This is a genomic window from Amycolatopsis sp. VS8301801F10, from assembly GCF_046195355.1.
Lineage (GTDB): Bacteria > Actinomycetota > Actinomycetes > Mycobacteriales > Pseudonocardiaceae > Amycolatopsis.
The window spans coordinates 2316810-2342168 of record NZ_CP176065.1; the positions used below are offsets into that span (position 1 = coordinate 2316810).

Here is a 25359-nt window from a genome sequence, read left to right on the forward strand (position 1 = left end):
ATTGTCAGCGCCGGTTCCTCTACACTCGCCGCTTGTGATCGTGGTGGGTGGAGAGGCGCTGGTCGACCTCGTTCCGGGTGAACCGTTGGATTCCACTGTGGACGGTGGGGTGCGCGCGCTGCTGCCCCGGCTCGGCGGTGGTCCATACAACGTCGCGCTCGCCGCGGCCCGGCTCGGCGTTCCCGCGTCGTTCCTGTCCCGGATTTCCACTGACCGGTTCGGCGTCGCGTTGGTGGATCGCCTTTCCGCCTCGAACGTCGACACTTCGTTGCTGCAGCGCGGCAACGAGCCGACGACGCTCGCCGTCGTGGCGCTCGACGAACGCGGTGCCGCCGAATACACGTTCTACGTCGAGGGAACCGCCGATCGGCTGGTGTCCGATCCTGGTGCGCTGCCGGAAGAAACCACCGCGCTGTCGCTCGGAACGCTCGGCATGGTGCTCGAACCCGGCGCGAGCGCGTACGAACGGATTCTGCGCCGCGAATCCGCGCGGGGGACCCTGACCGTGCTCGACCCGAACATCCGGGAGGCGCTCATCGCCGACCCGGCGGCCTATCGCGCGCGCTTCGCCTCCTGGCTGCCCGACGTGCGGCTGCTGAAAATCTCCGACGACGACGCCGCGTGGCTCGCCGAAGGAGCCGACCCGGTGGCCGCCGCGAAAACGTGGGTGGAGTCCGGTGTGGACGCCGTCGTGCTCACCCGGGGCGCGGACGGCTTGTCTGTGATCACCTCGGCTGGTGAGCTGGCCCACGTTCCGTCCCGCGAGGTCGAGGTCGCGGACACGATCGGCGCCGGCGACACCGTGCAGGGCGCGTTGCTGGCCTGGCTGCACCAGCGCACCGTGCGCGACCTGGCCGCACTCGACGCGGGCGCGTGGACCGAAGCGCTTGCTTATGCGGCGAAAGCGGCGTCGATCACGGTCTCCCGCAGCGGAGCGGAGCCGCCGACCGCGGCGGACATGGCGGCCACCGTGTGAATCTGGTCCCAATGGGGCCTTTTGGGGCAACGCAGCGAGTGCGGACTGACCCACCCTTCGACTAGCGTAGTGGTGAATTCATACCCAGCGGGGCGGTGTGCAGCGAGGCGCGTGTTTCCTCGCGTGAACACGTGGCTACTGCGGAACCTGCAGGCGCCGCCGCCCCGTGCCCAACGTGAGAGGGACCTGCATGTCCGACGCGACGAATGCGGGGCAGTCCGGCGGCGAAACCGCGACGCTGCGCCTGCCGAGTGGCGAGCACGAGTTCAAGGTCGTCAACCCGGTCGAGGGCGCGCCGGGGATCGAGCTGGGAAAGCTGCTGGCGCAGACGGGGTACATCACCTACGACCCCGGGTTCGTCAACACCGGCGCCGCGTCGTCGGCCATCACCTACATCGACGGTGATGCGGGCATCCTGCGCTACCGCGGCTACCCGATCGAGCAGCTGGCGGAGAAGTCCACCTTCATCGAGGTGTCCTACCTGCTCATCTACGGCGAGCTGCCGACCGAGGCCCAGCTGGCCGACTTCACCGAGCGGATCCAGCGGCACACCCTGCTGCACGAGGACCTCAAGGCGTTCTTCTCCGGCTTCCCGCGCGACGCGCACCCGATGCCGGTGCTCTCCAGCGCCGTCTCCGCGCTGTCGACCTTCTACCAGGACTCGCTGAACCCGTTCGACGAGCCCAACGTCGAGCTGTCCACCATCCGCCTGCTGGCGAAGGTGCCCACGCTCGCGGCGTACGCGTACAAGAAGTCCGTCGGCCAGCCGCTGCTGTACCCGGACAACTCGCTGGGCCTGGTGGAGAACTTCCTGCGGATGACGTTCGGCTTCCCGGCCGAGCCGTACGAGGTCGACCCGGACATCGCGAAGGCGCTCGACCTGCTGTTCATCCTGCACGCCGACCACGAGCAGAACTGCTCCACCTCGACCGTGCGGCTCGTCGGCTCGTCCGAGGCGAACCTGTTCGCCAGCATCTCGGCGGGCATCAACGCGCTGTTCGGCCCGCTGCACGGCGGCGCGAACGCGGCGGTGCTGGAGATGCTCGAGGGCATCCGCGACGACGGCGGCGATGTCGCGACGTTCGTCAACCGCGTGAAGAACAAGGAAAAAGGTGTCAAGCTCATGGGCTTCGGGCACCGGGTCTACAAGAACTACGACCCGCGCGCGAAGATCATCAAGAACACCGCGGACGAGATCCTCGGCAAGCTCAAGGGCGGCGACCAGCTGCTCGACATCGCCAAGAAGCTCGAGGAAACCGCCCTTTCCGACGACTACTTCGTCGAGCGCAAGCTGTACCCGAACGTGGACTTCTACACCGGTCTCATCTACCGCGCGCTCGGGTTCCCGACGAAGTTCTTCACCGTGCTGTTCGCGCTCGGCCGGCTGCCCGGCTGGATCGCGCACTGGCGCGAGATGATCAACGACCCGCAGACCAAGATCGGCCGCCCGCGCCAGATCTACACCGGTCACGCGTCCCGGGACTACACCCCGATGTCGGAGCGCTGAGCTTCCGCTGAGGGAAACGCCCCGCCGTGCTTTCGCGCGGCGGGGCGTTTATCGTTGGGCGGCATGACGATGGAAGCGCCGGTCGTGCTGTGGTTTCGCCGGGATCTGCGATTGCGGGACCACGCCGCCCTGTTCGAGGCGGCCAAGCACAGCAAGCGCATTCTGGCGCTGTACGTGCTGGACGACCGATTGCTCCAGCCTGCCGGTTCGCCGCGGATCGCGTTTCTGCTCAATTCCTTGCGGGAACTGGATAAAGCGTTGTCCGGCCGATTGATGGTGCGCCACGGCGATCCGGTGCGCGAGGTCGTCGCCGCGGCACGGGAAATCCGGGCGGCGGCAGTGCATGTGTCCGCGGATACCGCACCATATGGGCGCGAGCGCGACGAAGCGGTGACTTCCGCGTTGGCAGAGCATCGCATTCAGTGGGTTCCGACGGGTTCTCCGTATGCTGTGTCGCCGGGGCGGGTCACGAAGCCGGACGGGACGCCGTATCGGGTGTTCACCCCGTTCTATCGGGCTTGGGCGCAGCATGGCTGGCCTCGCCCGGCGGACACCAATGTGTCTATTGTGGACTGGATCAAGCCTTCTTCGTCGGAACCGTTGCCGGAATCTCCGGAGGTGGAGTGCGAGCTGCCGCCAGCGGGGGAGGACGCCGCGCTGGCCGCGTGGCAGGAGTTTCTTTCCGCCGGGCTCGCGGACTACGCGACCGAACGCGATCGTCCGGATCACGCTGGCACCACAAGGCTTTCGCCCTACCTGCGGTGGGGCGCGATCCATCCGCGGACGATGCTGGCCGACCTGGCCGGGAACCGGTCCGAGGGCGCGTCGGCGCTGCGCTCCGAGCTGTGCTGGCGGGAATTTCACGCTGACGTTCTGTGGCACCGGCCGGAAACCGCGCGGCGGAACTACGATCGTCGTTTCGACGGAATGCGCTACGACACCGGGAAAACCGCGCGGGAGATGTTCGCCCGGTGGTGCGAGGGGCGGACGGGCTACCCGATCGTCGACGCCGGAATGCGGCAGCTGCTGGCCGAGGGCTGGATGCACAACCGGGTCCGGATGATCGTGGCGAGCTTCCTGGTGAAGGACCTGCATCTGCCGTGGTGGTGGGGTGCACGGCACTTCATGAAGCACCTGGTCGACGGTGATCTGGCGTCGAATCAGCTCAACTGGCAATGGGTCGCCGGCTCCGGAACGGACGCTGCTCCGTACTTCCGGATCTTCAACCCGACCACGCAGGGCCAGAAATTCGACCCGCACGGCGATTACGTGCGCCGGTATGTGCCGGAATTGCGTGGCGTGGAAGGGAAAGCGGTGCACGTGCTGAAGGAGCGTCCGGAGGATTATCCGGAGCCGATCGTGGACCATGCCGAAGAGCGGCAGATCGCGCTGCAGCGGTACGGGGCGATTACGGGCTCTTAGTCTGGTTTGCCCCTAACGGCGCAACGCGTCCGCCAACCGCACCCGGCTGCCGACCCGCAGTACTCCATTCCGGTACACCCGCGCACCGGCCCAGGTGACCACAGCGATCAGCGCGACCGTCAGCACCAGCGACAGCACGATTTCCCACGGTTCGACCGTACCGAGCGCGATCCGGGCAGGCATCAGGACCGGCGACAGCAGCGGAATCAGCGACACCACCCGCGTCGCTGTCCCTTGGGGCGCTTGGGTCAGCAGGTTGATCCCCGCGACGAACCCGATGACCAGCGCGATATTCACCGGCCCGACCACCGTCTGCGTGTCCTCCTGCCGCGACACGAGCGCCCCAGCCGCCCCGTAGAGCATCGCGTAGAGGAGGAAACCCAGCAGGTACCAGACGAGACCCCAGCCTAGCGTCCCCAGCGCGACGCCGGAGATCGAGAACACCCCGGACACGCCACCGGCCACCAAACCCGCGAAGGCGAGGATCGCGAGCTGGGTCAGCCCGACCAGGCCGAGGCCGATGACCTTGCCCAGCAGCAAATGCACCGGCCGCACGGTCGCGAGCAGGATCTCCACCACGCGGCTGGATTTCTCCTCGACCACGCCCTGCGCGACGAACATCCCATAGGTCATGATGCTGACGTACAGCAAAATCGCGACCACGATCCCGGTCACGAGTTTCGGCCCGGCTTGCGGATCCGCCGGTTCGAGCGCCTGGACGTCGGCATGGGTGGCCGAGACAGCTTGGTGCACGGCGGCGGGGTCGAGGTTCGCGGAGTACAACTGAGCGTCGAGGACCTGTTGCTGCGCGATGCCGTCCAGGGTCGTCCGCAGCTGAGGGTCCAAAGTGGACTTGACGACCACTCGCGGCCGGGAAGCGCTGCCGGAGACGAGTGCGTCGACCTCGTCGTCGCGGACCTGGGTCAATCCGTCCGATTCGGACTGTACGAGGACGATCTTGAGGTTCCGGGCGTTGTTCTCCAGCTGCGTGGCGAGGCCCTGGGCTTGCCCGGCTAGGGCAACGCGAGTGGTTTCCCGGTCACTGGCGAGGAATACCTGCAGGGTGACGTAACCGAGCAGCAGCAACAGCATCACCGCGGTGCTGACCACAAAGGACCGGGTGCGCAGCCGGGCGTTGATCTCCCGCTTGGCCACCAGCCGCACCGCGCGGGCAGGGCGGATCCGGCTCATCGAGGTGCTCCCGGGGTGGCGACGGAATCACGGAACAGGTCGGCCAGCGTGCGGCGGCGATGACTGAATTCGGTCACCGGGCCGGTGGCCAGTGCGGCGGCGAGCACTGCCTGGTCGTCGGCGCTCGGCGACAGCTCCAGTACGGTCGTGGTGCCGCGGCTTTCTAGCACGCGAGCGCCGGGAACCGTTGCCGCCCAGCCAGGATTCGCACTGGGCGCGGTGATGACCAGCCGGCGTCCGGCGTCGCGGGTCAGCTCGTCCACCGTGCCGACCGCGACCATCCGGCCGTCGCGGATGATGCCGACCCGGTCGCACAGCCGCTCCACGAGGTCGAGCTGATGGCTGGAAAACACCACCGGCACGCCCGTCGCCGCCTTCTCGCGCAGCACGCCGCTGAGCAAGTCCACCGCGAGCGGGTCGAGGCCGGAGAACGGTTCGTCCAGCACCAGCAGCGCCGGGTCGGCCACGAGTGCGGCGGCGAGCTGCACGCGTTGCTGATTGCCGACGCTGAGTTTCTGAATGTGGTCCTTGCGGTGCGACCCGAGCCCGAGCCGGGCGATCCACAGCTCGGCGGCGCGGTGCGCGTCGTTGGTGCTGAGACCGTGCAATTCGGCGAGATAGACGAGCTGGTCGAGGACCTTCATTTTCGGGTACAAACCGCGTTCCTCGGGCATATACCCGAATCGCGCGCGGGTGTCGTGCGTGACCGGTTGCCCGGCGAACCGCACCTCGCCGGAGTCGGCGGCCAGCACGCCGAGCGCGATCCGCATCGTGGTGGTCTTGCCCGCTCCGTTGCTGCCGACGAACCCGAACAGCTCGCCGGGCACCGCGGTGAAACTCACGCTGTCGAGCGCGGTTTTCGTCCCGAACCGTTTGCTGATCCGGTCGACCTCCAGCATCACGCGTCCCCCTCCCCGTCGAATGGCGTGCGGCTGAACACGGCCTCCACCGGCAGTCCGAACACCGCGGAAATGCGCAACGCCAGGTCGAGACTCGGGTAATGATCCCCGCGCTCCAGCGCCCCGATCGTCTGCGGATTGACCTCGACCGCCTCGGCGAGTTCCGCCCGGCTCATCCCGCGCTCCGCGCGCAGCACCGGCAGCCGGTTGTGGATCGGCAGTTCCTTGCCACGCCGCACCGGGCTCATGGACCGCACTGTTGCAAAAACCCAACGACCCGTCAAGCTGCCTTGCCGGTAGGTACCCGGGGAGTTCAGGACAGTCCGGCCAGGGTTTTCTCCACCAGTTCGGCCACCCGGTCCCGCGCGGCTTCGGCGTCGGCCGGAACGAGGGCCAGCCGGGTGCGGCGTTCGAGAACGTCCTCGACCGTCATAGCGCCCTCGTGGCGGACCGCCCACACCACCTCGGCCGCGGTGATTTCCGTCGACGCGCACAGCGGGGCGGCGAATTCCGGTTCCAGTTCGCCGAGCGCCGCTACGCGGGGTGCTTCGGTGCCGTACTTGGCCACCAGCCGGGCCGGAGCGTCCACAAGGGACAGACGCGAACGTGGTGCGGCGCCGAGAAGCGGCAGCTTCGCGGTACGCGAAGGACCAGCGGGCAATCCGGCGTGCGTCAACGCGGCGTCGACGGCGTCCTCGGCCATGCGCCGATACGTCGTCAGCTTGCCGCCGACCACGGTCAGCACACCGTCGGAACCGGTGAGCACGGCGTGTTTCCTCGACAGATCCGCGCTGCGTCCGGCGGAACCGGAGACCAGCGGGCGCAATCCGGCAAAGGAGCCAATCATGTCCGCGGCGGTCAACTGGCGGTTCAAAGCCGACGAAGCGGTCGAGAGCAGGAAGTCCACATCGGACTCGGGAACCGTGGGGACGTCTGGGACTTCGCCAGATACCGGTTCGTCGGTAAGTCCTAAGTAGACTCGACCGTCGAGCTGCGGCAGCAGGAACACGAATCGGTTGGTCTCGCCGGGAACCGGGATGTTGACCGAAGTGGCTCCGACCCGCACCGTATCCGGCGCGAGCACCAGATGCGAGCCGCGGGAAGGCCGCAGCTGGACCGAATCGGTCAGGGTGTCCGCCCAGACGCCGGTCGCGTTGATGACCTGCCGGGCGCGAAGAGAGTACGTCGAGGTGCCGTCGGTTACCTGGGCTTCATTGCCGGACAAGGAAACCGCCGACAGCCGGGTAAGAATCCGGGCCCCGAGCAAGGCCGCGGTGCGGGCGATGCTGATCACAAGACGCGCGTCGTCCACCAATGCACCGTCGTACGCCAACAAGGCACCGCGCAATCCACCGGGAGTGAGACCAGGGGACAGAGCCAGCGCCTCGGCAGCCGGAATCCGGCGCGGCCCCGGCAGCACGGACGACGGTGTACGCGCGGCTCGCCGCAATCCGTCGCCAGCGCGGAGACCGGCGGCGATCAACGCCTGCTGCGCGGTGGAAGTGCCCGGGTAGAGCGGAAAAAGCTGTGGCATCGCCCGGGTGAGGTGCGGCGCGGTGCGGGTCAGGAGGATCCCGCGCTCCACGGCGCTTTCGTGGGCAAGTCCGAGTTCGCCCTTGGCCAGATATCGCAACCCGCCGTGCACGAGCTTGCTGGACCAGCGCGACGTGCCGAACGCCAGATCGTGCGCTTCGACCAGCGCGACGGAAAGGCCCCGCGAGGCCGCGTCGAGCGCGATGCCCGCGCCGGTGACTCCGCCGCCGACCACCAGGACGTCGACCCGTTCGCCGTCGACCAGCCGGGAGAGTTCGCGTTCGCGGCGGCGCGCGTTGAGGGATCCGGTGCTCATGGTTTCAACCCCGCTTCGACCAGGTGCCGGAATTCGGCGAGCAATGCGGCCTCGTCGACGTCGGCGGTCGCCGGACGCAGCGAGAACGCGAACGACTGCACGACCAGCAGCACCGACCGCGCCTGCGCGGCGACCCCGGCGACGCGTACCGAGCCGTCTCGGTGCCCTTCTTCGAGCAGGCTCCGGAGCACGTGTTCGGCGAAGTGCTGGGTCGCCCCGAGCCGTTCCACGATGTAGGGCAGCACCAATTCCGCGTCGACGTCCAGCAGCGTCCGGAACAGCGGATCGGCCGACAGCGCGCCGACGCTGGCCGCCGCCAGGTGCACGATCCGGTCGCGCGCGGGAGCGGTCGGGTCGCCGGACTCGTTCACCCGCCGCAGCAGACCGCTGAACTCGCGGGTCATCAGCGCGGCGAGCACACTGCGGACATCGGGGAACCGCCGGTACACCGTCATGCGGCTGACCTGCGCGGTTCGGGCGATTTCGGCGAGCGTGGTGCGCCGGACGCCGACCGCGAGCACGCACTGGCGCGCGGCGTCGAGAAGCTCGTCGTCGGCGACGCGAGCCGAGGTCGGGCGGCTGCGGGCGTCCGCGAGCGCGGAGGGGGCCGCTCCCGGTCGGGAGTGACGTTTGACGTCCATGTGTCACACTGTAGTCGTGAGCGATCTCATCAACCACCGCGTCCGGCGTTCGTGGACCGAAGAGGGCTCGGCCGCCGCCGGTCTGCCCGACCGCGCGGTCCGGTGGCTTGGCCAGCGTATCGGCCAGGTCGGTCCGGATCGAGGCGGGAAAACCGGCGCTTCGAGCCCGGTCGCGGAATCCGCGCTGACTGTGCCCGTCCGTACCGAATTCGAGGACCTTCTCGGTGCGGACCACGTGCTCCTCGATCCTCGGGAACGGCTCGGCCGCGCCGGCGGTCTGTCCTATCTGGACCTGCTGCACGCGCGGGCGGGCGACGAGGTGCCGGTGCCGGACGCGGTGCTGCTGCCCGCGGACCCGGACCAGGTGCAGGCGGTGCTCGACCTCTGCGTGCGGCACGACATCGGGGTCGTCCCGTTCGGCGGCGGCACGTCCGTGGTCGGCGGGGTCGCGGCGCTGCGCGGCGACAAGGCGGCGGTGGTCGTGCTGGACCTGGTGCGGCTCGACGAGCTGGTGTCGGTGGATCCGGTGTCGCGGATCGCGGTGCTGCGGGCCGGCGTGCGCGGCCCGGAGGCGGAGCGGCTGCTCGCGGCGCACGGATACACGCTCGGCCACGTGCCGCAGTCGTTCGAGCGCGCGACCATCGGCGGGTTCGCGGCCACGCGTTCGGCCGGGCAGGCGTCGTCCGGGTACGGCCGGTTCGAGGACATGGTCGCCGGGGTCCGGCTGGCCACGCCGAAGGGCGAGTGGCGGCTGGGCGTCGCGCCGGCGTCCGCGGCCGGACCGGATCTGCGGCAGCTCGCGGTCGGCAGCGAGGGCACCCTCGGCGTGATCACCGAGGTCGCGCTGCGAGTCCGGCCATTGCCGGAACAGCGGCATTACGAGGGCTGGATCGTCGACGGCTGGGAGGCCGGAGCGGCGGCGGTGCGGAAGCTCGCGCAGGACCACGCGCTCGCGGACGTCACCCGGCTGTCCGATGTGGACGAGACAAACGTGTCGTTCTCGCTCAACGCCGGGCTGAAGACCACGGCGCTGAAGACCTATCTGAAGGTGCGCGGGATCAAGAACCCGTGCCTGCTGATCGTCGGCTGGGAAGGCGACGTGGCTCGGCGCCGGCGGCGCACCTCGGCGATGCTGCGCTGTTCCGGAGCGTTGCGGATCGGCAAGGTGCTCGGCGAATCGTGGCGGCACGGCCGGTTCTCCGGGCCGCGGCAGCGCGACGCGTTGCTGGATCTCGGGGTGTGCGTGGAAACCCTGGAGACCGCGGCCTACTGGTCCAATTTGGACGAACTGCACGACGCGGTGCGCGCGGCCTTGGTGGCCTCGCTGGGCCGGGCGATCGTGATGTGCCACGTCTCGCACGCTTACGAAACCGGTGCGTCGCTGTACTTCACCGTGCTGACCTCGCGCGACGACACCGATCCCGTCGGACAATGGCAGCGCGCGAAGGCGGCCGCGTGCGAGGCGATCACCGGGATCGGGACGATCAGCCACCACCACGCGGTCGGGGTCGACCACGCGCCGTACCTGGAGGCGGAGATCGGCCGGATCGGGCTGGACGTGCTGCGCGCGGCCAAGTCCGCGGTGGACCCGACCGGGATCCTGAACCCCGGAAAACTGCTCGGCTGAACGCGCCCGCGCGGGCAGACTGGCGCGGGTGAGCGATGCAGTGGGTTCCTTTCCGCAATACGAAGTGTTCGCCGACGAATTCCTCGACCACGCGCAGAACGGGTTCTACAACGCGCATTACGACCGTCCGGCCTGCCTGGAGTTGATGGGCGACGTGGCCGGACAGCACGTCCTCGACGCCGCGTGCGGTCCCGGCCTCTACGCCGAAGAACTGACCGCCCGCGGCGCGCGAGTGACCGGGTTCGACCTCAGCCCGCGGATGGTCGAGCTGAGCCGCGAGCGGGTCCCGGCGGGCGAGTTCCGCGTCCAGGACCTGGCCGAACCGCTGACCTGGCTGCCGGACGCGTCGGTGGACCAGGTGCTGTTCGCCCTCGCGCTGGAGTACGTGGACGACCGGGTCGGCGCGCTGCGCGAGTTCCGCCGGGTGCTGCGGCCGGGCGGTGCGCTGGTGTTGTCGAGGCAGCATCCGACCGGCGATTGGCTGCGGCACGGCGGCAATTACTTCGACGTCCGGGTCATCGAGGAGGTCTGGAGCCGCGGCTGGAAGGTGCGGTACTGGCTGGCTCCGCTGGAACGCACCTGCGAAGAGCTGCGCGAGGCCGGGTTCCTGATCGAGCAGCTGCGCGAGGGGCGTCCGCCGGCCGAAGCCGCCGCGGTCGATCCGGAGCGGCACGCCCGGCTGGCGCGGGAGCCGATCGGCTTCCTTACCGTGCGCGCGATTCCGGACCCGCGGGTCAGCTGAAGGTCTGCTCCGGCGGCAGGACGGTGCAGGCGAGGCCGGGCCCTGGTGCTGGTTCGCCGACGAGCGCCGCCGCGTCCGCCTGCGCGACGTCGGCGACGCGGACCGGAGAACCGTTGACCAGCAACGGGTATCGGATCGGCGAGGCGCCGACGTACGCGTGCACTCCGGAGAGCAGCACGCCGTCCAGCCGGATGTCGGCGTGGTCCAGCGTCGCCAGGTCGTACCGGTTGCCGCGGCCTTCGCAGACGTCCAGCACCGCCAGCTGTTCCGGCGTCGCGAACCAGACGAAGTGGTCCTCCGTCACGCCCGGCAGCGCGGTGAGCGTTGCCGGGCGCTGGCCATCGCGTTGCCGCAGCCCGGCGGCCCACACCGCGGCGAGCCCGGTGCAGCGCACGCGAGCCGCGACGACCGGCCCGGTCAGCCCGAGCTGCGTGCGCAGCCAGGTGATCTTCGACGGGCACGCGTTCGACCCGTACGCGAGCACCGGCGTGCGCGAACGCCACCCCGGCGGCGCGGTGTCCAGGGCGTGGCCCGCGCCGTCGAGGTGCACGTACGAGCAGTCCGGCCGCGTGCCCGGGTACGGGTCGGCCGGGTAGTCCGCGTCGGCGAAAAGAATCAGAACTCCACCACGCTGCGCAGCACGTCGCCGTGGTGCATTCGCTCGAAAGCCTGCTCCACGCCGTCGACGCCGATCCGCTCGGTGACGAACTTGTCCAACGGCAGCCTGCCCTGCAGGTACAGGTCGACCAGCATCGGGAAGTCCCGCGACGGCAGGCAGTCGCCGTACCACGACGACTTCAGCGAACCGCCGCGCGAGAAGAAGTCGATCAGCGGCAGGTCGTTGAGCTTCATGTCCGGCGTGGGCACGCCGACCAGCACGACGGTGCCGGCGAGGTCGCGGCCGTAGAACGCCTGCCGCCAGGTCTCCGGACGGCCGACCGCGTCGATCACGACGTCCGGGCCGAACGAGTGCGTCGCGTCCTGCATCGCGGCGACCACGTCCGCCTCGCTCAGTCCGCGGCTGTTGACCGTGTGCGTGGCCCCGAAGTCCTTGGCCCACTCCAGCTTCCGGTCGTCGGTGTCGATCGCGACGATCGTGGTCGCCCCGGCCAGCCGCGCGCCCGCGATGGCCGCGTCGCCGACGCCGCCGCAGCCGATCACCGCGACCGAATCCCCGCGCCCGACCGCGCCGGTGTTGATCGCCGCGCCCAGCCCGGCCATCACGCCGCAGCCCAGCAGCCCGGCGACCGCGGGTTCGGCCCGCTCGTCGACCTTGGTGCACTGTCCACTGTGGACGAGGGTCTTCTCGAGGAAGGCCCCGACGCCGAGCGCGGGGGACAGCTTCGTGCCGTCGGTGAGCGTCATCGGCTGCTCGGCGTTGAAGGTCGAGAAGCAGTACCAGGGCTTGCCGCGCTTGCAGGCCCGGCAGGTGCCGCAGACCGCGCGCCAGTTCAGGATGACGTAGTCGCCGGGCGCGAGATCGGTGACGCCCGCGCCGACCTTGTCCACCCGCCCCGCGGCCTCGTGCCCGAGCAGGAACGGGAACTCGTCGTTGATCCCGCCCTCGCGATAATGCAGGTCGGTGTGGCAGACCCCGCAAGCCCGCACCGACACGACGGCCTCGCCGGGCCCGGGATCCGGCACCACGACCGCCTCGAGCGTGACCGGCTCACCCTTGGCCCGCGACACGACTCCCTGGACCTCGTACGGCATGCGCACAACCTTTCGACGGCGTTTCAGGGGCAGCTAATCACGGATCATGCGCATGTCGCCATAGCCCAGCCTCGTGAGTGTTTATCGCGGTTAGAACCGGGATTGCCACTCACGAGCCACCCGCTCACCCCAGCGCAGCTACTCACGGCGTGATCAGGTAAACCACCCCGCCCGGCCCGCCGGCCACCGCGCCGCTCTCGGTGTGCCGCTTCGTGCGTTGCCAGATCTTCTCGAACTGGTCCCGCTTGTACACCGTGCGCACGCGGCCGTCGGAGCTGGACGCGGGGTCGTTCGCGATGACATCGCCCTCCTGGGTGAAGCCGACCACGACCATCAGGTGTCCGGCCGTCCCGTAACCCGCGCCGTCGAGTTCGCTGGCCAGGAACGACTGGGAGGTGATCACCGGGATGCCGCGCGCGATGTAGCCCTCGAGTTCGTTGAGGTCGTGCAACCGGGTGATGTGCCCGCGCAACCCGAGCGAAGCGGCGTACGCGGTGTTGAACGGCCAGTTGCCGGTGCCGTCGTAGGCGTAGTCGTAGGTGCCGCGGGCGGCGTACACGACCGACCGGTCCTGGTAGTCCGCCGGGATCCAGTCCATCTGCTCCGCGGTCGGCTTGCGGCCCCAGTATTCGGCGACCATCTCGGTCGACGTCGGGCTGCACCAGGCTTCCCCGCCGCCGCCGTACTGCGGGAACTGTCCTTTGTGGATGTTCTGGGCGAACGGCGGCACCTTCAGCTCGATCCCGCGCGCCCGGCCGGGTTTGGTGGTCTGCACGTCGAACCGGTCTGGCACGTTCGAGGTCATCGCGCCGAGGGAGGACAGCGTCGGCGTGGCCGGCGAACCCTGCTCGCGATAGAGCGTCACGCGCAGCTGGTACGACCGCAGCGTGACGCCCGCCTTGGTGGCGAGCGTGTCGACGTCGACCGAGGCGTTGTCGTCGCTCTGCCCGTCGACGCTGGTGCGGTGGATGTCGCTGTCTCCGCTGGCCCAGCGGCCCATGGTGTACCACGTCGTTTCGGCCCCGGCCGAAGTCCGGCCGCGCGCCTGCACCTCCAGCCACGTTTTCGCCGGGGTGCGCGCGTTCCACGACGCGATCAGCTGCGTCGCGTCGAAACCCTGCCGGTACCTCGGCGACGTCCAGGTGCCGTAGTCGTAGGTGCGGGTGGTGCCGAGCCCCGGTTCGGTGTGCGCGACGCTGCCGATCGGATGCGTGATCCGCAGGCCGCCGTAGCCGAAGCCGAGCCCGTCGAGCCGGCCCGCGAAGAACGAGCCGGACGACCATTCGTGGTAGTCGATGGCCTCGTCGTTACGCGCGGGCCGCGGTTCCGCGGCGGCCTGTGCCGCACCAGCCGTGAGCATGACGATGGACAGTAACGTGACCAACCCGCGAACCCGCATTCCGGCTCCGTCCCCAGACCCCAGTGGTAGCCAAAGATTTTCGCCTTCCGGGGCGGGTAAGTAAAGAGCCGTCGCTACAACACTGCTTGCGTCTGGGTGATTTTCGCGACGAGCTTGCCGTCGTCGTCGCGGATCTCGGTCTCGACGACCACGACCCGGCGGCCGGCGTGCAGTGGTCTGGACGACGCAGTGGCGTACCCCGAACGGACGCCGCGCAGGAAGTTCGTCTTCGACTCCAGCGTCGTCGTGCCCTGCGCGCCCTCGGGGAGATTGAGGAACGCGCAGACGGCGCCGGTCGAATCGGCCAGCGCCATCAGCACCCCGCCGTGCAGCACGCCGCCGAGCGTGCACAGCGATTCGTCCCACGCGATCCGGCTGCGGACCAGGTCCGGGCCGTGCTCCAGCACCTCGATGCCGAGCCGCTCGCTGAACGGCATCGTCTGGTGGAACAGCTGCGTGCCTTCGACGTCGGTCATGCCGAGCAGTCAACCGCAGCCGGACGCGTGGCGTCGATTACCTGCCGGGTAATCAGCTGAGCGGGTTAGGCAGCAGCAGCTCGGTGTTGCGGTCGCCCGCCTCGCCGACGCGGCTGAGGCTCGCGTGGAGGTCGTTGTAGGAGAACTCGCGGTACATCGAGGCGAGCGCGTCGGGGGTGCGGGCGGAGTAGTCCACGGCGTACGGGGCGTCGGCCTCGATGAGCGTGGTGAACACCGAGAGCGTGCCGTCGTGGTTGTCGGCGAGTTCGATGATCCGCGCGTGCTGCGGAAAGTCGATGTGGCTGGCGGTGTTGATCTCCCAGAAGCTCTGCGCCGGGGTTTTGCCGACGTGCGGCGTGATCTTGTTGAGGTGAGTGTGTCCGTTGACCCACGCCACGACGTTCGGGAAACGCTGCAGCATCGCGACGAACGTGTCGCCGTTGAGCCGCGGGTCAAGCAGATGGCGCGCGTCGGGCAGGAGGTTGCCCATGGTGCCGCTGGTGTGGTGGCTGAAGAGGACGAACAGCTCGTCGGTGACGGAGTGGGTGATCTTGCGGCCGAAGAAGTCGTAGTACGTCGAGCTGTTTCGCTTGAGCGTCGCCTCGACCCAGTTGAACTGCGCGAGCCCGATCGACCCGTCGGCGAACCCGCCCTGCGTAGTCGTGTCGAGACTGATGCCGGTAACCCCGGGCGCGATGCGGAAGGTGTAGTAGACGTTCAGCCCGTCCGAGTTGGCATCGGTGAACCCGTGCCCCACCGGCCCCGGCCCCGTGTTCTTCGCGGCCAGATGCGCCTTGACGAACTCGGCGGTGCTGAACGGCCGCCGCCGCGGATCCGGCGTGACCTCGCGAATGGTGCCGCCGCCGAAAAGCTCGCCGAGCGGCACGCTCTGCCCGTTCTGGATGGCGGTGCCGAGCTTGCGCGCGCTGCTCTCGTCCTTGCCGATGCCCTTGTATTTGCCGGTGTACCAGCCCTCGATGCCCGGGATGCCCTCCGGCAGCGTCCCGACGACGCTGTCGTCGTGGTTGCCGAACGTGCAGTACCACGGCAGGTTCAGCCCAGGCGCGGTGAACGGCGCGATCCCGGCCTCGAGCAGACCGGGAATCTGCGGGAAGCCTTTCTTGGTGTAGTCGTCGGCGAGCTGGGTGCCCGGGTTCCAGAACTCCGGGTTGCCGGACGCCTGCACACCCTCGTAGCGATTCGGGTCGCCGGAGTTGGGCGTGATCGAGCCGCCGTTGAGCGTGGTGAGGAACCAGTCGAGTTCGAGCAGCTCGTGGTTGTCGGTGTTGTCGCCGGTGGTCATGACGAAGTCGAACTGCCGCCCCGTGAACGGCCCCGCGCGGAGACTGTTGACCCGCTTGACGAGCGCACTGGTAGCGACGGTGCCCAAGGTTTCCTGCGGCCGGTGCGCGGACCCGATGAACGGATGCAAGTACTCGAACCGCGCAGGCGACTCGGTGTCGGTGATATGCAAGTCGGTGAACTGCACGAACGCCCCGAGCGCAGTCCGCCGATCGTCGCGCCCGGCTTTGCCCTCAACGAGATCCGCCCGAACGACCACCGGCCACCCCGGCCCAGCGGACAGCCGCGAATACCCGGTAGCCGCCCCCGAGGCAGCCTGATCAAGCGTGGTCCCCGCAGTCCGCACGGCCCGCTGCGTGGTCCGCCTCAACGCCCGGTCCAGCGCATTGGCCGTGGGAGTGCAGAGCAACAACCCCACCCCAGCCACGCCCGCGGTGGTGAACGCCCGCCTGGTCAGCCCCGCCATGCTCACACTCCCCGTCTCGCCGGACCCCGCACGCTTCCGGACGCCCATGACGACCCGGTGAACAAAGCCGAAGCAGAACGCGAAGGTCTCTCACATTTGCCGTGACAACGCGGGAGACTCTGTCACACGAGAACAGGCACCACTACCGCCGAACGGAGGGACGCCCACCCGTGAGGGGAACCCTCACGGCCCTGAAAACAGGCACCGCTGCACCCAACAGCGACGCACCCAGCCCTAAAACCGCACCGATGCACCCCAACAGCGTGGCACCCAGCCCCTCCCCCACACCCCGATACGAAGCCTCCCTGCGGTTCGGGGGTGCTTGTCAAGGCATCTTTCCCGCCTTGACAAGCACCCCCGAACCGTCAGCACAATCAAGCTTCGGGGTGCCCCACGCAACCAACGAGGCGCAATGTCGCCGCCAGGCGACGAGCCGCCCTCAGCAATAAAACGCGCAAGTAGCCCCAACAGCAGACAACGACACAAAGAACCAAACCAGGAAAATCACCGCCGGAATAGCCGCCAAAATCCCGCACACCAGCCCGGCGATCCCCATCCCCTGCCCAGTCCACCCGGGCTTCCCGCCCTGCACCATCCCAGCCCAGGACAACCCGATAGCCGTAATAGCAGCGACCACGTCAAAGAACGGCACCCAGAAGAAGATCAACGCGACAATCCCGACAACCATCCCAGCCACCGCGAGCCCGCTCGTCTTCAACGGCGCCGCCCCCGGGTACTGAGCCGCGTACGGCGCCCCGTACATCGGCGCCCCGTACGGCACCGGCGGCTGCCCGTAACCAGGCGTAGCCGGATACCCGGGCGCGGGCATCGGCCCGGAAGGATGGCCCGCCGGGTCCTGGCCGGGGTAGGGCTGCTGCTGATACGGGTCCGTCATGGGTGCACTCCTGCTGCGACTGTGGCGACGGTGAGTCGTCGGCGGCTAACGGCGAAACGTTACGCGCTGTCGCCGGTCGATGTGACGGTATTCAGCCTTTCAACCCGGATTCGGTGACCCCGCGTACCAGATATCGCTGGAGGAACGCGAAGAGCAGCGCGATCGGCACGATCGACAGCACCGCGGCCAGGAACAGCAGGTTCAGCTGCGGGTTCTGCGCGGTCAGCAGCCCGGACAGGGCGACCTGCACCGTCCAGGAGTCCGGCGACTGCGCGATGATCAGCGGCCACAGGAACGCGTTCCAGCTGCCGATCACGGTGATCACCGCGATGGCGGCGAAGAAGCCGCGCGAGTTGGGCACCACGATCTTGCGGAAGACGCCCCAGCGGGACAGGCCGTCGACGCGGCCGGCGTCTTCCAGCTCCTTCGGGAAGTCCAGGAAATACTGCCGGAACAGGAAAACGCTGAACGCGCTGAACAGGCCCGGGATGACCAGGCCGCGGAAGTCCGAGAGCCAGCCCAGCGTCGAGACCACCACGAAACTCGGCACGAACGTCACCGAGGTCGGGATCATCAGCGTCGCCAGCACCGCGTAGAACACCGGCTTCGAGTAGCGGTACGGCACCCGCGCCAGGCCGTAGCCGGCGAGCGAGCACACCACCAGCAGGCCGACGGTCTGCAGGACCGCGACGACGACCGAGTTCACGATGCTCCGCGCGAACGGCACGTCCTGCTGGTCGAACAGCTTCGTGAAGTTCTCCCAGTGAATCTGCTTCGGCCACAGCGTCCAGTCCGGCGCGGTGATCTCCGCGCGCGACGCGAGACCGTTGCGCAGCAACAGGTAGAACGGCAGCAGGAAGAGGATCGCGGACACGACGAGCGCCGTCCAGCGAAGCACCGCGCGGATCATGTCGCGCTCCGATCGAACCGGAAAAGCTTGCCCTGCAGGAGAGTCACCACGGCGATCAGCAGCGCCAGGATGATCGCGCCCGCGCTGCCGCGGCCAAGGTCCTGGCCGCCGGAGCCGAGGGAGGTGTAGTAGAGGTACACCAGCGGCGGCCGCGCGAACGGCGGATAACCCCGGGAATCGCCCATGATGTTGTAGAACTCGTCGAACGCCTGATAGGCGTTGATCAGGTTCAGCAGCAGCACGGCTACCGACGTCGCGCGCAGCTGCGGCAGCGTGATGTGCCGGAAAACCTGCCAGCCCGGTTTCGCGCCGTCGAGCCACGCCGCCTCGTACAGATGCTGCGGAATCCGTTGCAGCGCGGCGAGGAACAGGATCAGGTAGAAGCCGAGCTGCAGCCACAGCCGCGCGGTCACCAGCACCACCCAGTACAGCGGCGGGTGCACGGTGCCGGTCCACGCCACCGGGTCGATGCCGAAGACGCCGAGCACGGTGTTCGCGAGGCCGTAGCGGACGCCGGAGAACAGCGACGTCTTCCAGATCAGCGACGCCACCACGTATGAACACGCGAACGGCAGGAAGAACACCGAACGGAAGAACGCTCGCGCGAACCGCAGCTGGTTCACGCCGACCGCCAGTGCCAGCGACAGCACGAACGTCAGCGGCACGATGAACAGGGCGAACACGCTGAACGTGCCGAGGCTCGCGAGGAACGGGCCGTCGGAGAGCATCTGCGCGTAGTTGTCCAGTCCGACGAAGACGCTGGGGGTGACCGTGTTGCGCGCGTCGAAGAACGACAGGTACAGGCTCCACCCGATCGGCAGGTAGGCGAAGATCGCCAGGCCGAGCAGGAACGGACCCACGAACCCCCAGAACGCCAGCGTGTCCCGGGTTTTCCGGGACAGTCTCATCCGAACAGGCGTTTCAGCTCGGCCTGCGCGACGGTGACCGCGGCCTTCGTCTGCGCCACCGGGTCCGCGCCCTCCTTGGCGATCTTCGCGACCGCGTCCGACAACGCGGTGTTCGACGTCTGCGTCCACACTGGACCGCCGATGAGGTGGCTGTTCTCCTTCACGAACTTCACCACGTCCGCGGCCGGACCGCTTTGCAGCGTCTGCGCCTTGTCGATCAGGCTCTGCCGGGCGGGCACGTGGAAGCCGTATCGGGTGGCGAACTCCAGCTGGCTGTCGGTCTGGTCGATCCACAGCCACTTCACGAACGCCTTGGCCTCGTTGACGTGCGCGCTCTTCGCGTTCACCATCGCGCCGTACGCGCCGACCGGGACCGACGGCTTCCCGCTGTCGTCCAGCTTCGGGAACGGCAGCACGCCGAAGTCGTCGTTGAGCGCGTCGCGGATCTTCGGGACGTTCCACAGCCCGGTCCACTGCATCGCGCAGAGCCCGTCGACGAACGCGCCCGGGTCCGACCAGTCGGCGGGCGCGCCGAGCAGCAGGGAACCGTTGGCGTTCAACGTGTGCAGCTTGCTGAACGCGGCGGCCGCACGCGGGTCGTCGAAGCCGACCTCGCGGTTGTTGTTCTTCAGGTAGTCCAGCCCGGCCGACCACAGCAGCGGCCCGGTGAGTGTGCCGACACCGCCGTCATTGCCCGCGAACAGGCCCTTCACGCCGTCCTTCGACAGCCTGCCCGCGGCGTCGATCAGCTCGTCCACGGTCTGCGGCGGCCGCACGCCCGCGGCCTGCAGCATGCTCTTGCGGTAGAAGAGGACCTGCGTGTCGGTGGCCTGCGGAATGCCGTAGACCTTGCCCTCCACGGTCTGCGCGGCCAGCACGGCGGGACTGAAGTCGTTCTTGACCGGCCCGATGACGTCGTCGAGCGACACCACCTGGTTCTGCCGGACCCAGTCGATCTTCACCTGCGCCTCGAAGACGTCCGGCACCGGGCTGTTCTGCAGCGCGGTGACGATCTTCGAGTCGTAGTCGCCCGGGTTCCACACGACGTTGACCTTCGCGCCCGGGTAGCTGGCCGCGTAGTTCTTGACGGCTTCCTGCACGCCGTCCTCGCCGTAGGCGTGGTACCACTGCTGCAGCGTGGCCTTCGGGGCCTGCGACGTGGTCGAGGCTCCCGCCGACATCGCCGTGGACGGCGGCGGATCCCCCGGACGCCCGGTGTTCGACCCGCACGCGGCCGCGACCGCGCCCACCGCCGCCGTTCCCGCCAACGACAGGAACGACCTCCTGCTCCGCTGCTGCATCCCCAGTTCTCCTCCGACGTGCTGGGAAGGGCTCCTTGCGTGCAACAGATTCCCTTACGGAGCCCTTCCCAGGCCGACAACTCGCCGGAGATTTACCGCTCAGAGGTGTGAGATGTCGAGCTTTCCCTCGGAGTAGGACGCGCGCAGCCGCTTCTTGTCGAACTTGCCGACACTCGTCTTGGGCACCTCCTCCACGAACGTCCAGTTCTCCGGCAGCTGCCACTTAGCGACCTTGTCCGACAGGTAGTCGCGCAGTTCCTCGGCGGTGGCCTGCTGGCCCTCCTTCACCACGACGGCGACCAGCGGGCGTTCGTCCCATTTCTCGTCCGGGATGCCGACCACCGCCGCCTCGGCGACCGCCGGATGGCCCATCACCGCGTTCTCCAGGTCCACCGACGAGATCCATTCGCCGCCGGACTTGATCACGTCCTTGGCGCGGTCGGTCAGCGTCAGGAAGCCGTCCGGGCTGATCTTGCCGACGTCGCCGGTGCGCAGCCAGCCGTCGTGGAACTTCTCCGGATCGATGTCGCTTCCGCCGTGGTAGGCGCCGGCGATCCACGGACCGGAGACCTCCAGTTCGCCGACCGCCTCGTTGTCCCACGGCAGTTCCTCGCCGTTGTCGCCGATCAGCCGGGCCGCCACGGACGCCGGGAAGCGGCCCTGGGTGTAGCGGTAGGCCCAGCGTTCCTCGCCGGTCGCGCTGGCCGGCGGACGCGCGACGCTGCCCAGCGGCGACGTCTCGGTCATGCCCCACGCGTGCAGGATCGGCACGTGGTAGCGCTCCTCGAAGGCGTGCATCAGCGACGGCGGCGCGGCCGACCCGCCGACGACCACCTCGCGCACGTGGCTGATGTCCTGCGGGTTCGCGTCCAGGTGGGCGAGCAGGCCCTGCCAGATCGTCGGCACCGCGGCGGCGAAGGTCGGCTTCTCCGCGGCCAGCAGCGCGGCGATCGGGGCCGGCTGCAGGAACCGGTCCGGCATCAGCAGCGAGGCGCCGACCATCATCGCCGCGTAGGGGAGACCCCACGACATCGCGTGGAACATCGGCACGATCGCGAGCGCGAGGTCCTCCTGGGCGAGCCGCATGCTGTCGGTCATGCAGACCTGCATCGAGTGCAGCCAGATCGACCGGTGCGAGTAGACGACGCCCTTCGGGTCGCCGGTGGTGCCGGACGTGTAACACATCGCGGCCGCGGCCCGCTCGTCCACCTCCGGCCAGTCGAACTCGTCGGGCTGGCCGGCCAGCAGCTCGTCGTAGGAGTGCACGGTGACGCCCTCGGGCGCGGTCAGCGCGGACGCGTCGCCGTTGGCCACGACGACGTGCTTGACCGTCTTCATCCCCGGCAGGTTGCTCGCCAGCAGCGGGACGAGCGTCCCGTCGACGATGATGACGTGGTCCTCCGCGTGGTTCGCCACGAAGACCAGCTGCTCCGGGAACAGCCGGATGTTCAGGGTGTGCAGCACCGCGCCCATGGCGGGGACCGCCAGGTAGGCGGCGAGGTGCTCGGCGTTGTTCCACATGAACGTGCCGACTCGCTGGTCGCCGGTGACGCCGAGACCGCGCAGCGCGTTCGCCAGCCGGGCGGCGTGCTTGCCGAGCTCCGCGTAGGTCTCCCGGCGGGCTTCTGAACCGGTCCAGGTGACGACTTCGCTCTTCGCGTGCACCTTCGTGCCATGGCGCAGCAGCTTCGCGAGCGACAGCTGTCCGTCCTGCATCGTGCTCAACATGGGTGACTCCCGTGGTGCTCGTTCGCCGGTGAACTGGGGTGGGCCCGACTCTAATGCGCATCCGGCGGATCAGGCACGAACAAGTTCGGTCACGGCTTGGCGGCCCTCTCCCGCCATCGGGTGGCGGCCCCGGGCTTTCATGATCCACTTCTGTCGCGATTTCTGTTGCGGGACAAGAAAATGCGTTGTGTTAACTGTGTGGAAATAGACTCCCGTTCGGGTGAGGTAATGGGGGCGGAAATGAGCCCGTGGAGGCCGTTTTCACAGGTCGCGAGGGGTCCCCTCGCGCAGGTCCGCCGCGCCCGTCGACGGGTGATAAGTGCGTGTCGGTTGCGCGGACCGCGGGCACGTGGCGTTTACTGGGGCCGTGGTAAGTGACGGCTGGCCAGCGCTTGCAGCTGCAAGCATCGGCTGAGACCGTCGGCCGCGAAAGCGGAGACCTGAGAGGAAAGGACATTACGTTGGCTCTGCCCACGTTGACTCCGGAGCAGCGCGCCGAGGCCCTCGCCAAGGCGGCAGAGGCTCGTAAGGCGCGCTCGGAGCTGCTCGCTTCGATCAAGTCCGGCAAGGAGAGCATCGAGTCGGTGCTCAAGCAGGCCAAGGAGAACAAGACCATCGGCAAGACGAAGGTCACGCAGCTCCTCAAGGCGGTGCCCGGCCTGGGCGCGGTCAAGGTCGCCGCACTGCTCGAGCAGGCGGGGATCGACCCCGACCGCCGGGCCGCTGGCCTGGGCGAACGGCAGCGCGAAGCGCTGATCGACGCGCTCAAGTAACGCCGATCCGGCAGCCGCGGGGAGGGTGCGCGAGAAGATGTTCTTCCGGCAACACTTTCCCCGCGGCGCTCCCGGATCCTGAGACGCTGGCGGAGTGACGACCAGTACCGCGCCGGCCACCCCGGCGCAGACCACCGTCCGCTACCAGCGCGGCGACTTCTTGTTCGCGAGCGCCCGGCGGGCCCTGCTCGCGCAGGGCGCGCTCGGCACGGTCACCGACGCCGACCCCCGCCGCCTCGCCCGCTCGGCAGCCGCTGAGCTGGCCAGTTCCGGCGTGCCGCTCGCCGTCGGCGTGCTGCCGTTCGACACCGGACCCGGCGCGACCTCGCCGGGGCACCTCGTGCTGCCCCGGACGGTGCAGCGCGCCCAGGCGGACGCCGAGACCCCGGCCGCGCCGCCCGCAGCCGACCTGCCCGCCCCGGCGGCCACCCGGCGGCTCCCGTCCGCCGAAGGTCATCGCGCGAACGTGCGGGCGGCCGTCGCCGCGCTACGCGAGCGCGACCTGCGCAAAGCCGTGCTGGCCCGTGCGCTCGAGCTGGAATTCGACGCGCCGATCCCGGTCGAGGGAATCGTGCGCAACCTCGCCCGCGGCAACCCGCGCCACTTCACCTACGCCGCCGAACTGCCCGGCGGCCGCACTCTCGTCGGGGCCACCCCTGAGCTGCTGCTTTCCCGGGCAGGCGATTCGGTGTTCACGACCCCGCACGCCGGGTCGATGCCGCGTTCGGCCGACCCGGAGACCGACCGGGCCAACGGCGAAGCCCTCCTCGCGTCCGCGAAGGACCGCGAAGAACACGATCTGGTGATCGACTACGTCGTCGAGTCGCTGCGGCCGTTCTGCCGCAAGCTCGACGTCCCGGCCGGCCCTGAGCTGGTCTCCACGCCCGCGATCTGGCACCTCCGGACGTCCATCACCGGCGAACTCGCGGACCGCTCGGTGACCGCCCTCGACCTCGCCGCCGCGATGCACCCGACGCCGGCGGTGTGCGGCACCCCGACCGTCGCCGCGCGCGACCTGGTGCAGGAACTGGAGCCGTTCGACCGCGGCTACTACGCGGGCGCGGTCGGCTGGGTCGACGCGGCGGGAGACGGCGAATGGGCCGTCGCGATCCGGTGCGCCGAGGTAGCCGAGGAGTCGATGCGGCTTTACGCGGGCGGCGGGATCGTGCCCGCGTCGGATCCGGACGTCGAGTACCGCGAGACGATCGCGAAGTTCCGCACGCTGCTCGGTGCGATGGGGTTGGACGACAGCGCGTCGTGAATGTGTGAGCTGGGCAGAACCGGCTCAACCCCTCACGGCGGCCGGTGCTTCTCGGTGGCGTTGAGGCTGGGACCAGGGCCGCGACCTCCGCGCGGTGCGTCTGGCGTCGGGGCTGGGGCACCCCGGGCGCGGTTCGGCGTGCCGAGGCGGCGGAGCGGTCGCGTCGCGAGTGGTCAAGCCGGGTAGCACCGGCTCACCCCTCACGGGAGCCAGTGCTCCTCGGTGACGCTCAAGCTGTCCGAGGTCAGCGCCGCCACCGCCGCGCGATGTCCGTCGGCCGCCTTGAGGTCGGCGAGCCGGGTGCGTGCCGGGTCGAGCGCGGCGTCTCCGGACGTCACCAGCTCGGCCGGAGCGTCGTAGCGGGAGAACGTGATGCTCTGCAGCGGGATCTTCAGGCCCTTGCCGGTGGCCTTCATCACCGCTTCCTTGCGCGTCCAGTAGATGAAGAAGGCCGCGGAACGCTCCTCGTCCGACAGTCCCGCGACGGCTTCCCGCTCGGCCAGGCTCAGCGCGTAGTCCACGAGCGAGGCGTCCGCCTTCCGGCTGGCCGTTTCGACGTCCAGGCCTACTGGCACCCCGTCAGCGACCGCGAGGCCGATCAGATTGCCCGAATGCGAGATCGACAGCACGAGGTCCGATCCCGGCACGCGCGGGCGGCCGTGCGGTTTGCCGCAGTCCTCGCAGGTCGCGTCGAAGCGCACGGACTCCGCCGCGCCCCCGAGCCGCTCCGCGACCAGGGTCTTCGCGAGCACCCGGCCGGTGAGGAACCGGCGCTGGTCGATTTCGAGCCGGTACGCGTCGTAGCGGCCTCTCTCCAGGTCGTCGAGCAGCTTCAGGTAGCGGTCCTCCGCGGGCAGCGGTTCGGACCAGCGCACCACGATTTCGGTCACCGGCACCCCTCCTCGTCCGCCTCCGATCTTGCCGGGGTCCGCCGCGGTTTGTCATGCCCCTATCCCGGACGCGGCGAAGGCCCCCTCGGAGTCCGAGAGGGCCTTCGCGGCTGGATAACGAGTGCTACGACTTGTCTTTGTTGCGCATCGCGATGGGGACCCCGGCTAGGTCCTCCTCGTTGCACAGCAGCTTCACGTCGTAGTAGGGCGAACCCTGTCGCTCGTCGTAGTCTAGGTGGATCGCGAGGACGTCGAGCGGTTCTCCCAGCCACTCCTGCGCTTGGCGCAGCCAGACTGCACAGCGCTCGAGCGCGCTGGGCAGGTCGTCGTCACGAAACTCGACTGGTCGATACGGCACGTCCTGGACCTGATCGCGCGGGTTTGAAGGCGCGGGCAGGCCAGGCGAGAGACCGGAGTCGTCCAGTTCGAGTTGGATCGTTTGCTCAGTCACCCTTCGAGCGTCCCCCACGTTCGCCGTCTGAG

Annotated in this window: 24 protein-coding genes; 7 read left to right on the forward strand and 17 right to left on the reverse strand. The window is 68.9% G+C overall.

The window, feature by feature from the left end; all coding sequences use genetic code 11:
• Positions 1-34: 34 nt before the first annotated feature.
• From F9C11_RS11235 to F9C11_RS11245, 3 genes are all read left to right on the forward strand, one after another.
• Positions 35-976: a carbohydrate kinase family protein gene (locus tag F9C11_RS11235; protein ID WP_409184799.1), complete on the forward strand. Its 942-nt coding sequence runs from the start codon at positions 35-37 to the stop codon at positions 974-976.
• A 190-nt stretch (positions 977-1166) separates the two neighbouring features.
• Positions 1167-2483, forward strand: coding sequence for a citrate synthase (locus tag F9C11_RS11240; RefSeq protein ID WP_051166523.1), 1317 nt, complete (start codon positions 1167-1169; stop codon positions 2481-2483).
• 63 nt (positions 2484-2546) lie between these two features.
• Positions 2547-3905 carry a cryptochrome/photolyase family protein gene (locus tag F9C11_RS11245; RefSeq protein WP_409184800.1) on the forward strand — a complete coding sequence of 453 codons (1359 nt, stop codon included), beginning with the start codon at positions 2547-2549 and terminating at the stop codon, positions 3903-3905.
• A gap of 12 nt (positions 3906-3917) precedes the next feature.
• Here F9C11_RS11245 and F9C11_RS11250 read toward each other — a convergent pair whose 3' ends face one another.
• The 5 genes from F9C11_RS11250 to F9C11_RS11270 all read right to left on the reverse strand — a co-directional run bounded on the left by F9C11_RS11250 (position 3918) and on the right by F9C11_RS11270 (position 8485).
• On the reverse strand, positions 3918-5096 hold the full coding sequence (locus F9C11_RS11250; protein ID WP_409184801.1) for an ABC transporter permease: 1179 nt from the start codon (positions 5094-5096) through the stop codon (positions 3918-3920).
• On the reverse strand, positions 5093-5995 hold the full coding sequence (locus F9C11_RS11255; RefSeq protein ID WP_409184802.1) for an ABC transporter ATP-binding protein: 903 nt from the start codon (positions 5993-5995) through the stop codon (positions 5093-5095). Before F9C11_RS11255 ends, F9C11_RS11250 begins: the two co-directional genes overlap by 4 nt.
• Positions 5995-6243, reverse strand: coding sequence for a helix-turn-helix transcriptional regulator (locus F9C11_RS11260; protein ID WP_409184803.1), 249 nt, complete (start codon positions 6241-6243; stop codon positions 5995-5997). The genes F9C11_RS11255 and F9C11_RS11260 overlap by 1 nt, the downstream gene beginning before the upstream one ends.
• Before the next feature lie 65 nt (positions 6244-6308).
• The gene (locus F9C11_RS11265) at positions 6309-7844 is read right to left on the reverse strand and encodes a glycerol-3-phosphate dehydrogenase/oxidase (protein WP_409184804.1); all 1536 of its coding nucleotides are present in this window, start codon (positions 7842-7844) and stop codon (positions 6309-6311) included.
• On the reverse strand, positions 7841-8485 hold the full coding sequence (locus tag F9C11_RS11270; RefSeq protein WP_409184805.1) for a TetR/AcrR family transcriptional regulator: 645 nt from the start codon (positions 8483-8485) through the stop codon (positions 7841-7843). The genes F9C11_RS11265 and F9C11_RS11270 overlap by 4 nt, the downstream gene beginning before the upstream one ends.
• Before the next feature lie 16 nt (positions 8486-8501).
• Here F9C11_RS11270 and F9C11_RS11275 point away from each other — a divergent pair, with 16 nt between their 5' ends.
• Both F9C11_RS11275 and F9C11_RS11280 read left to right on the forward strand, forming a co-directional pair.
• A complete protein-coding gene (locus F9C11_RS11275) occupies positions 8502-10112 on the forward strand; it encodes an FAD-binding oxidoreductase (protein WP_409184806.1) in 1611 nt (536 codons plus the stop codon).
• A gap of 28 nt (positions 10113-10140) precedes the next feature.
• Positions 10141-10854 (forward strand): methyltransferase domain-containing protein, encoded by a 714-nt coding sequence (locus F9C11_RS11280; protein WP_409184807.1) that lies wholly within the window; start codon positions 10141-10143, stop codon positions 10852-10854.
• Here the strand turns inward: F9C11_RS11280 and F9C11_RS11285 are convergent.
• The 10 genes from F9C11_RS11285 to F9C11_RS11330 form a co-directional block, all read right to left on the reverse strand.
• Positions 10847-11404 (reverse strand): gamma-glutamylcyclotransferase, encoded by a 558-nt coding sequence (locus F9C11_RS11285; protein WP_409184808.1) that lies wholly within the window; start codon positions 11402-11404, stop codon positions 10847-10849. The genes F9C11_RS11280 and F9C11_RS11285 overlap by 8 nt on opposite strands.
• 65 nt (positions 11405-11469) lie before the next feature.
• The gene (locus tag F9C11_RS11290; RefSeq protein ID WP_409184809.1) at positions 11470-12567 is read right to left on the reverse strand and encodes an S-(hydroxymethyl)mycothiol dehydrogenase; all 1098 of its coding nucleotides are present in this window, start codon (positions 12565-12567) and stop codon (positions 11470-11472) included.
• 142 nt (positions 12568-12709) lie between these two features.
• The gene (locus F9C11_RS11295; protein ID WP_409184810.1) at positions 12710-13966 is read right to left on the reverse strand and encodes a peptidase C39 family protein; all 1257 of its coding nucleotides are present in this window, start codon (positions 13964-13966) and stop codon (positions 12710-12712) included.
• A 74-nt stretch (positions 13967-14040) separates the two neighbouring features.
• Positions 14041-14442 carry a PaaI family thioesterase gene (locus tag F9C11_RS11300; protein ID WP_409184811.1) on the reverse strand — a complete coding sequence of 134 codons (402 nt, stop codon included), beginning with the start codon at positions 14440-14442 and terminating at the stop codon, positions 14041-14043.
• A gap of 52 nt (positions 14443-14494) precedes the next feature.
• Positions 14495-16210, reverse strand: a complete 1716-nt coding sequence (locus F9C11_RS11305) for a TIGR03767 family metallophosphoesterase (protein WP_409184812.1) — start codon at positions 16208-16210, stop codon at positions 14495-14497.
• 439 nt (positions 16211-16649) lie between these two features.
• Positions 16650-17105, reverse strand: coding sequence for a DUF4190 domain-containing protein (locus F9C11_RS11310; RefSeq protein WP_409184813.1), 456 nt, complete (start codon positions 17103-17105; stop codon positions 16650-16652).
• 91 nt (positions 17106-17196) lie between these two features.
• A complete protein-coding gene (locus tag F9C11_RS11315) occupies positions 17197-18015 on the reverse strand; it encodes a carbohydrate ABC transporter permease (RefSeq protein WP_409184814.1) in 819 nt (272 codons plus the stop codon).
• Positions 18012-18923, reverse strand: a complete 912-nt coding sequence (locus F9C11_RS11320) for a carbohydrate ABC transporter permease (protein ID WP_409184815.1) — start codon at positions 18921-18923, stop codon at positions 18012-18014. Before F9C11_RS11320 ends, F9C11_RS11315 begins: the two co-directional genes overlap by 4 nt.
• The gene (locus F9C11_RS11325) at positions 18920-20224 is read right to left on the reverse strand and encodes an ABC transporter substrate-binding protein (RefSeq protein ID WP_409184816.1); all 1305 of its coding nucleotides are present in this window, start codon (positions 20222-20224) and stop codon (positions 18920-18922) included. Before F9C11_RS11325 ends, F9C11_RS11320 begins: the two co-directional genes overlap by 4 nt.
• 99 nt (positions 20225-20323) lie before the next feature.
• Positions 20324-21952, reverse strand: coding sequence for a long-chain fatty acid--CoA ligase (locus F9C11_RS11330; RefSeq protein WP_409184817.1), 1629 nt, complete (start codon positions 21950-21952; stop codon positions 20324-20326).
• Positions 21953-22413: 461 nt separating this feature from the next.
• Here F9C11_RS11330 and mihF point away from each other — a divergent pair, with 461 nt between their 5' ends.
• Both mihF and F9C11_RS11340 read left to right on the forward strand, forming a co-directional pair.
• A complete protein-coding gene (gene mihF / locus F9C11_RS11335; RefSeq protein ID WP_050788348.1) occupies positions 22414-22725 on the forward strand; it encodes an integration host factor, actinobacterial type in 312 nt (103 codons plus the stop codon).
• A gap of 94 nt (positions 22726-22819) precedes the next feature.
• Positions 22820-23986, forward strand: a complete 1167-nt coding sequence (locus F9C11_RS11340; RefSeq protein ID WP_409184818.1) for an isochorismate synthase — start codon at positions 22820-22822, stop codon at positions 23984-23986.
• Positions 23987-24186: 200 nt separating this feature from the next.
• Here the strand turns inward: F9C11_RS11340 and F9C11_RS11345 are convergent, their stop codons facing one another.
• On the reverse strand, positions 24187-24876 hold the full coding sequence (locus F9C11_RS11345) for a 4'-phosphopantetheinyl transferase family protein (RefSeq protein WP_409184819.1): 690 nt from the start codon (positions 24874-24876) through the stop codon (positions 24187-24189).
• 124 nt (positions 24877-25000) lie between these two features.
• Positions 25001-25327, reverse strand: a complete 327-nt coding sequence (locus F9C11_RS11350; protein WP_009083750.1) for a hypothetical protein — start codon at positions 25325-25327, stop codon at positions 25001-25003.
• Positions 25328-25359 lie beyond the last annotated feature (32 nt).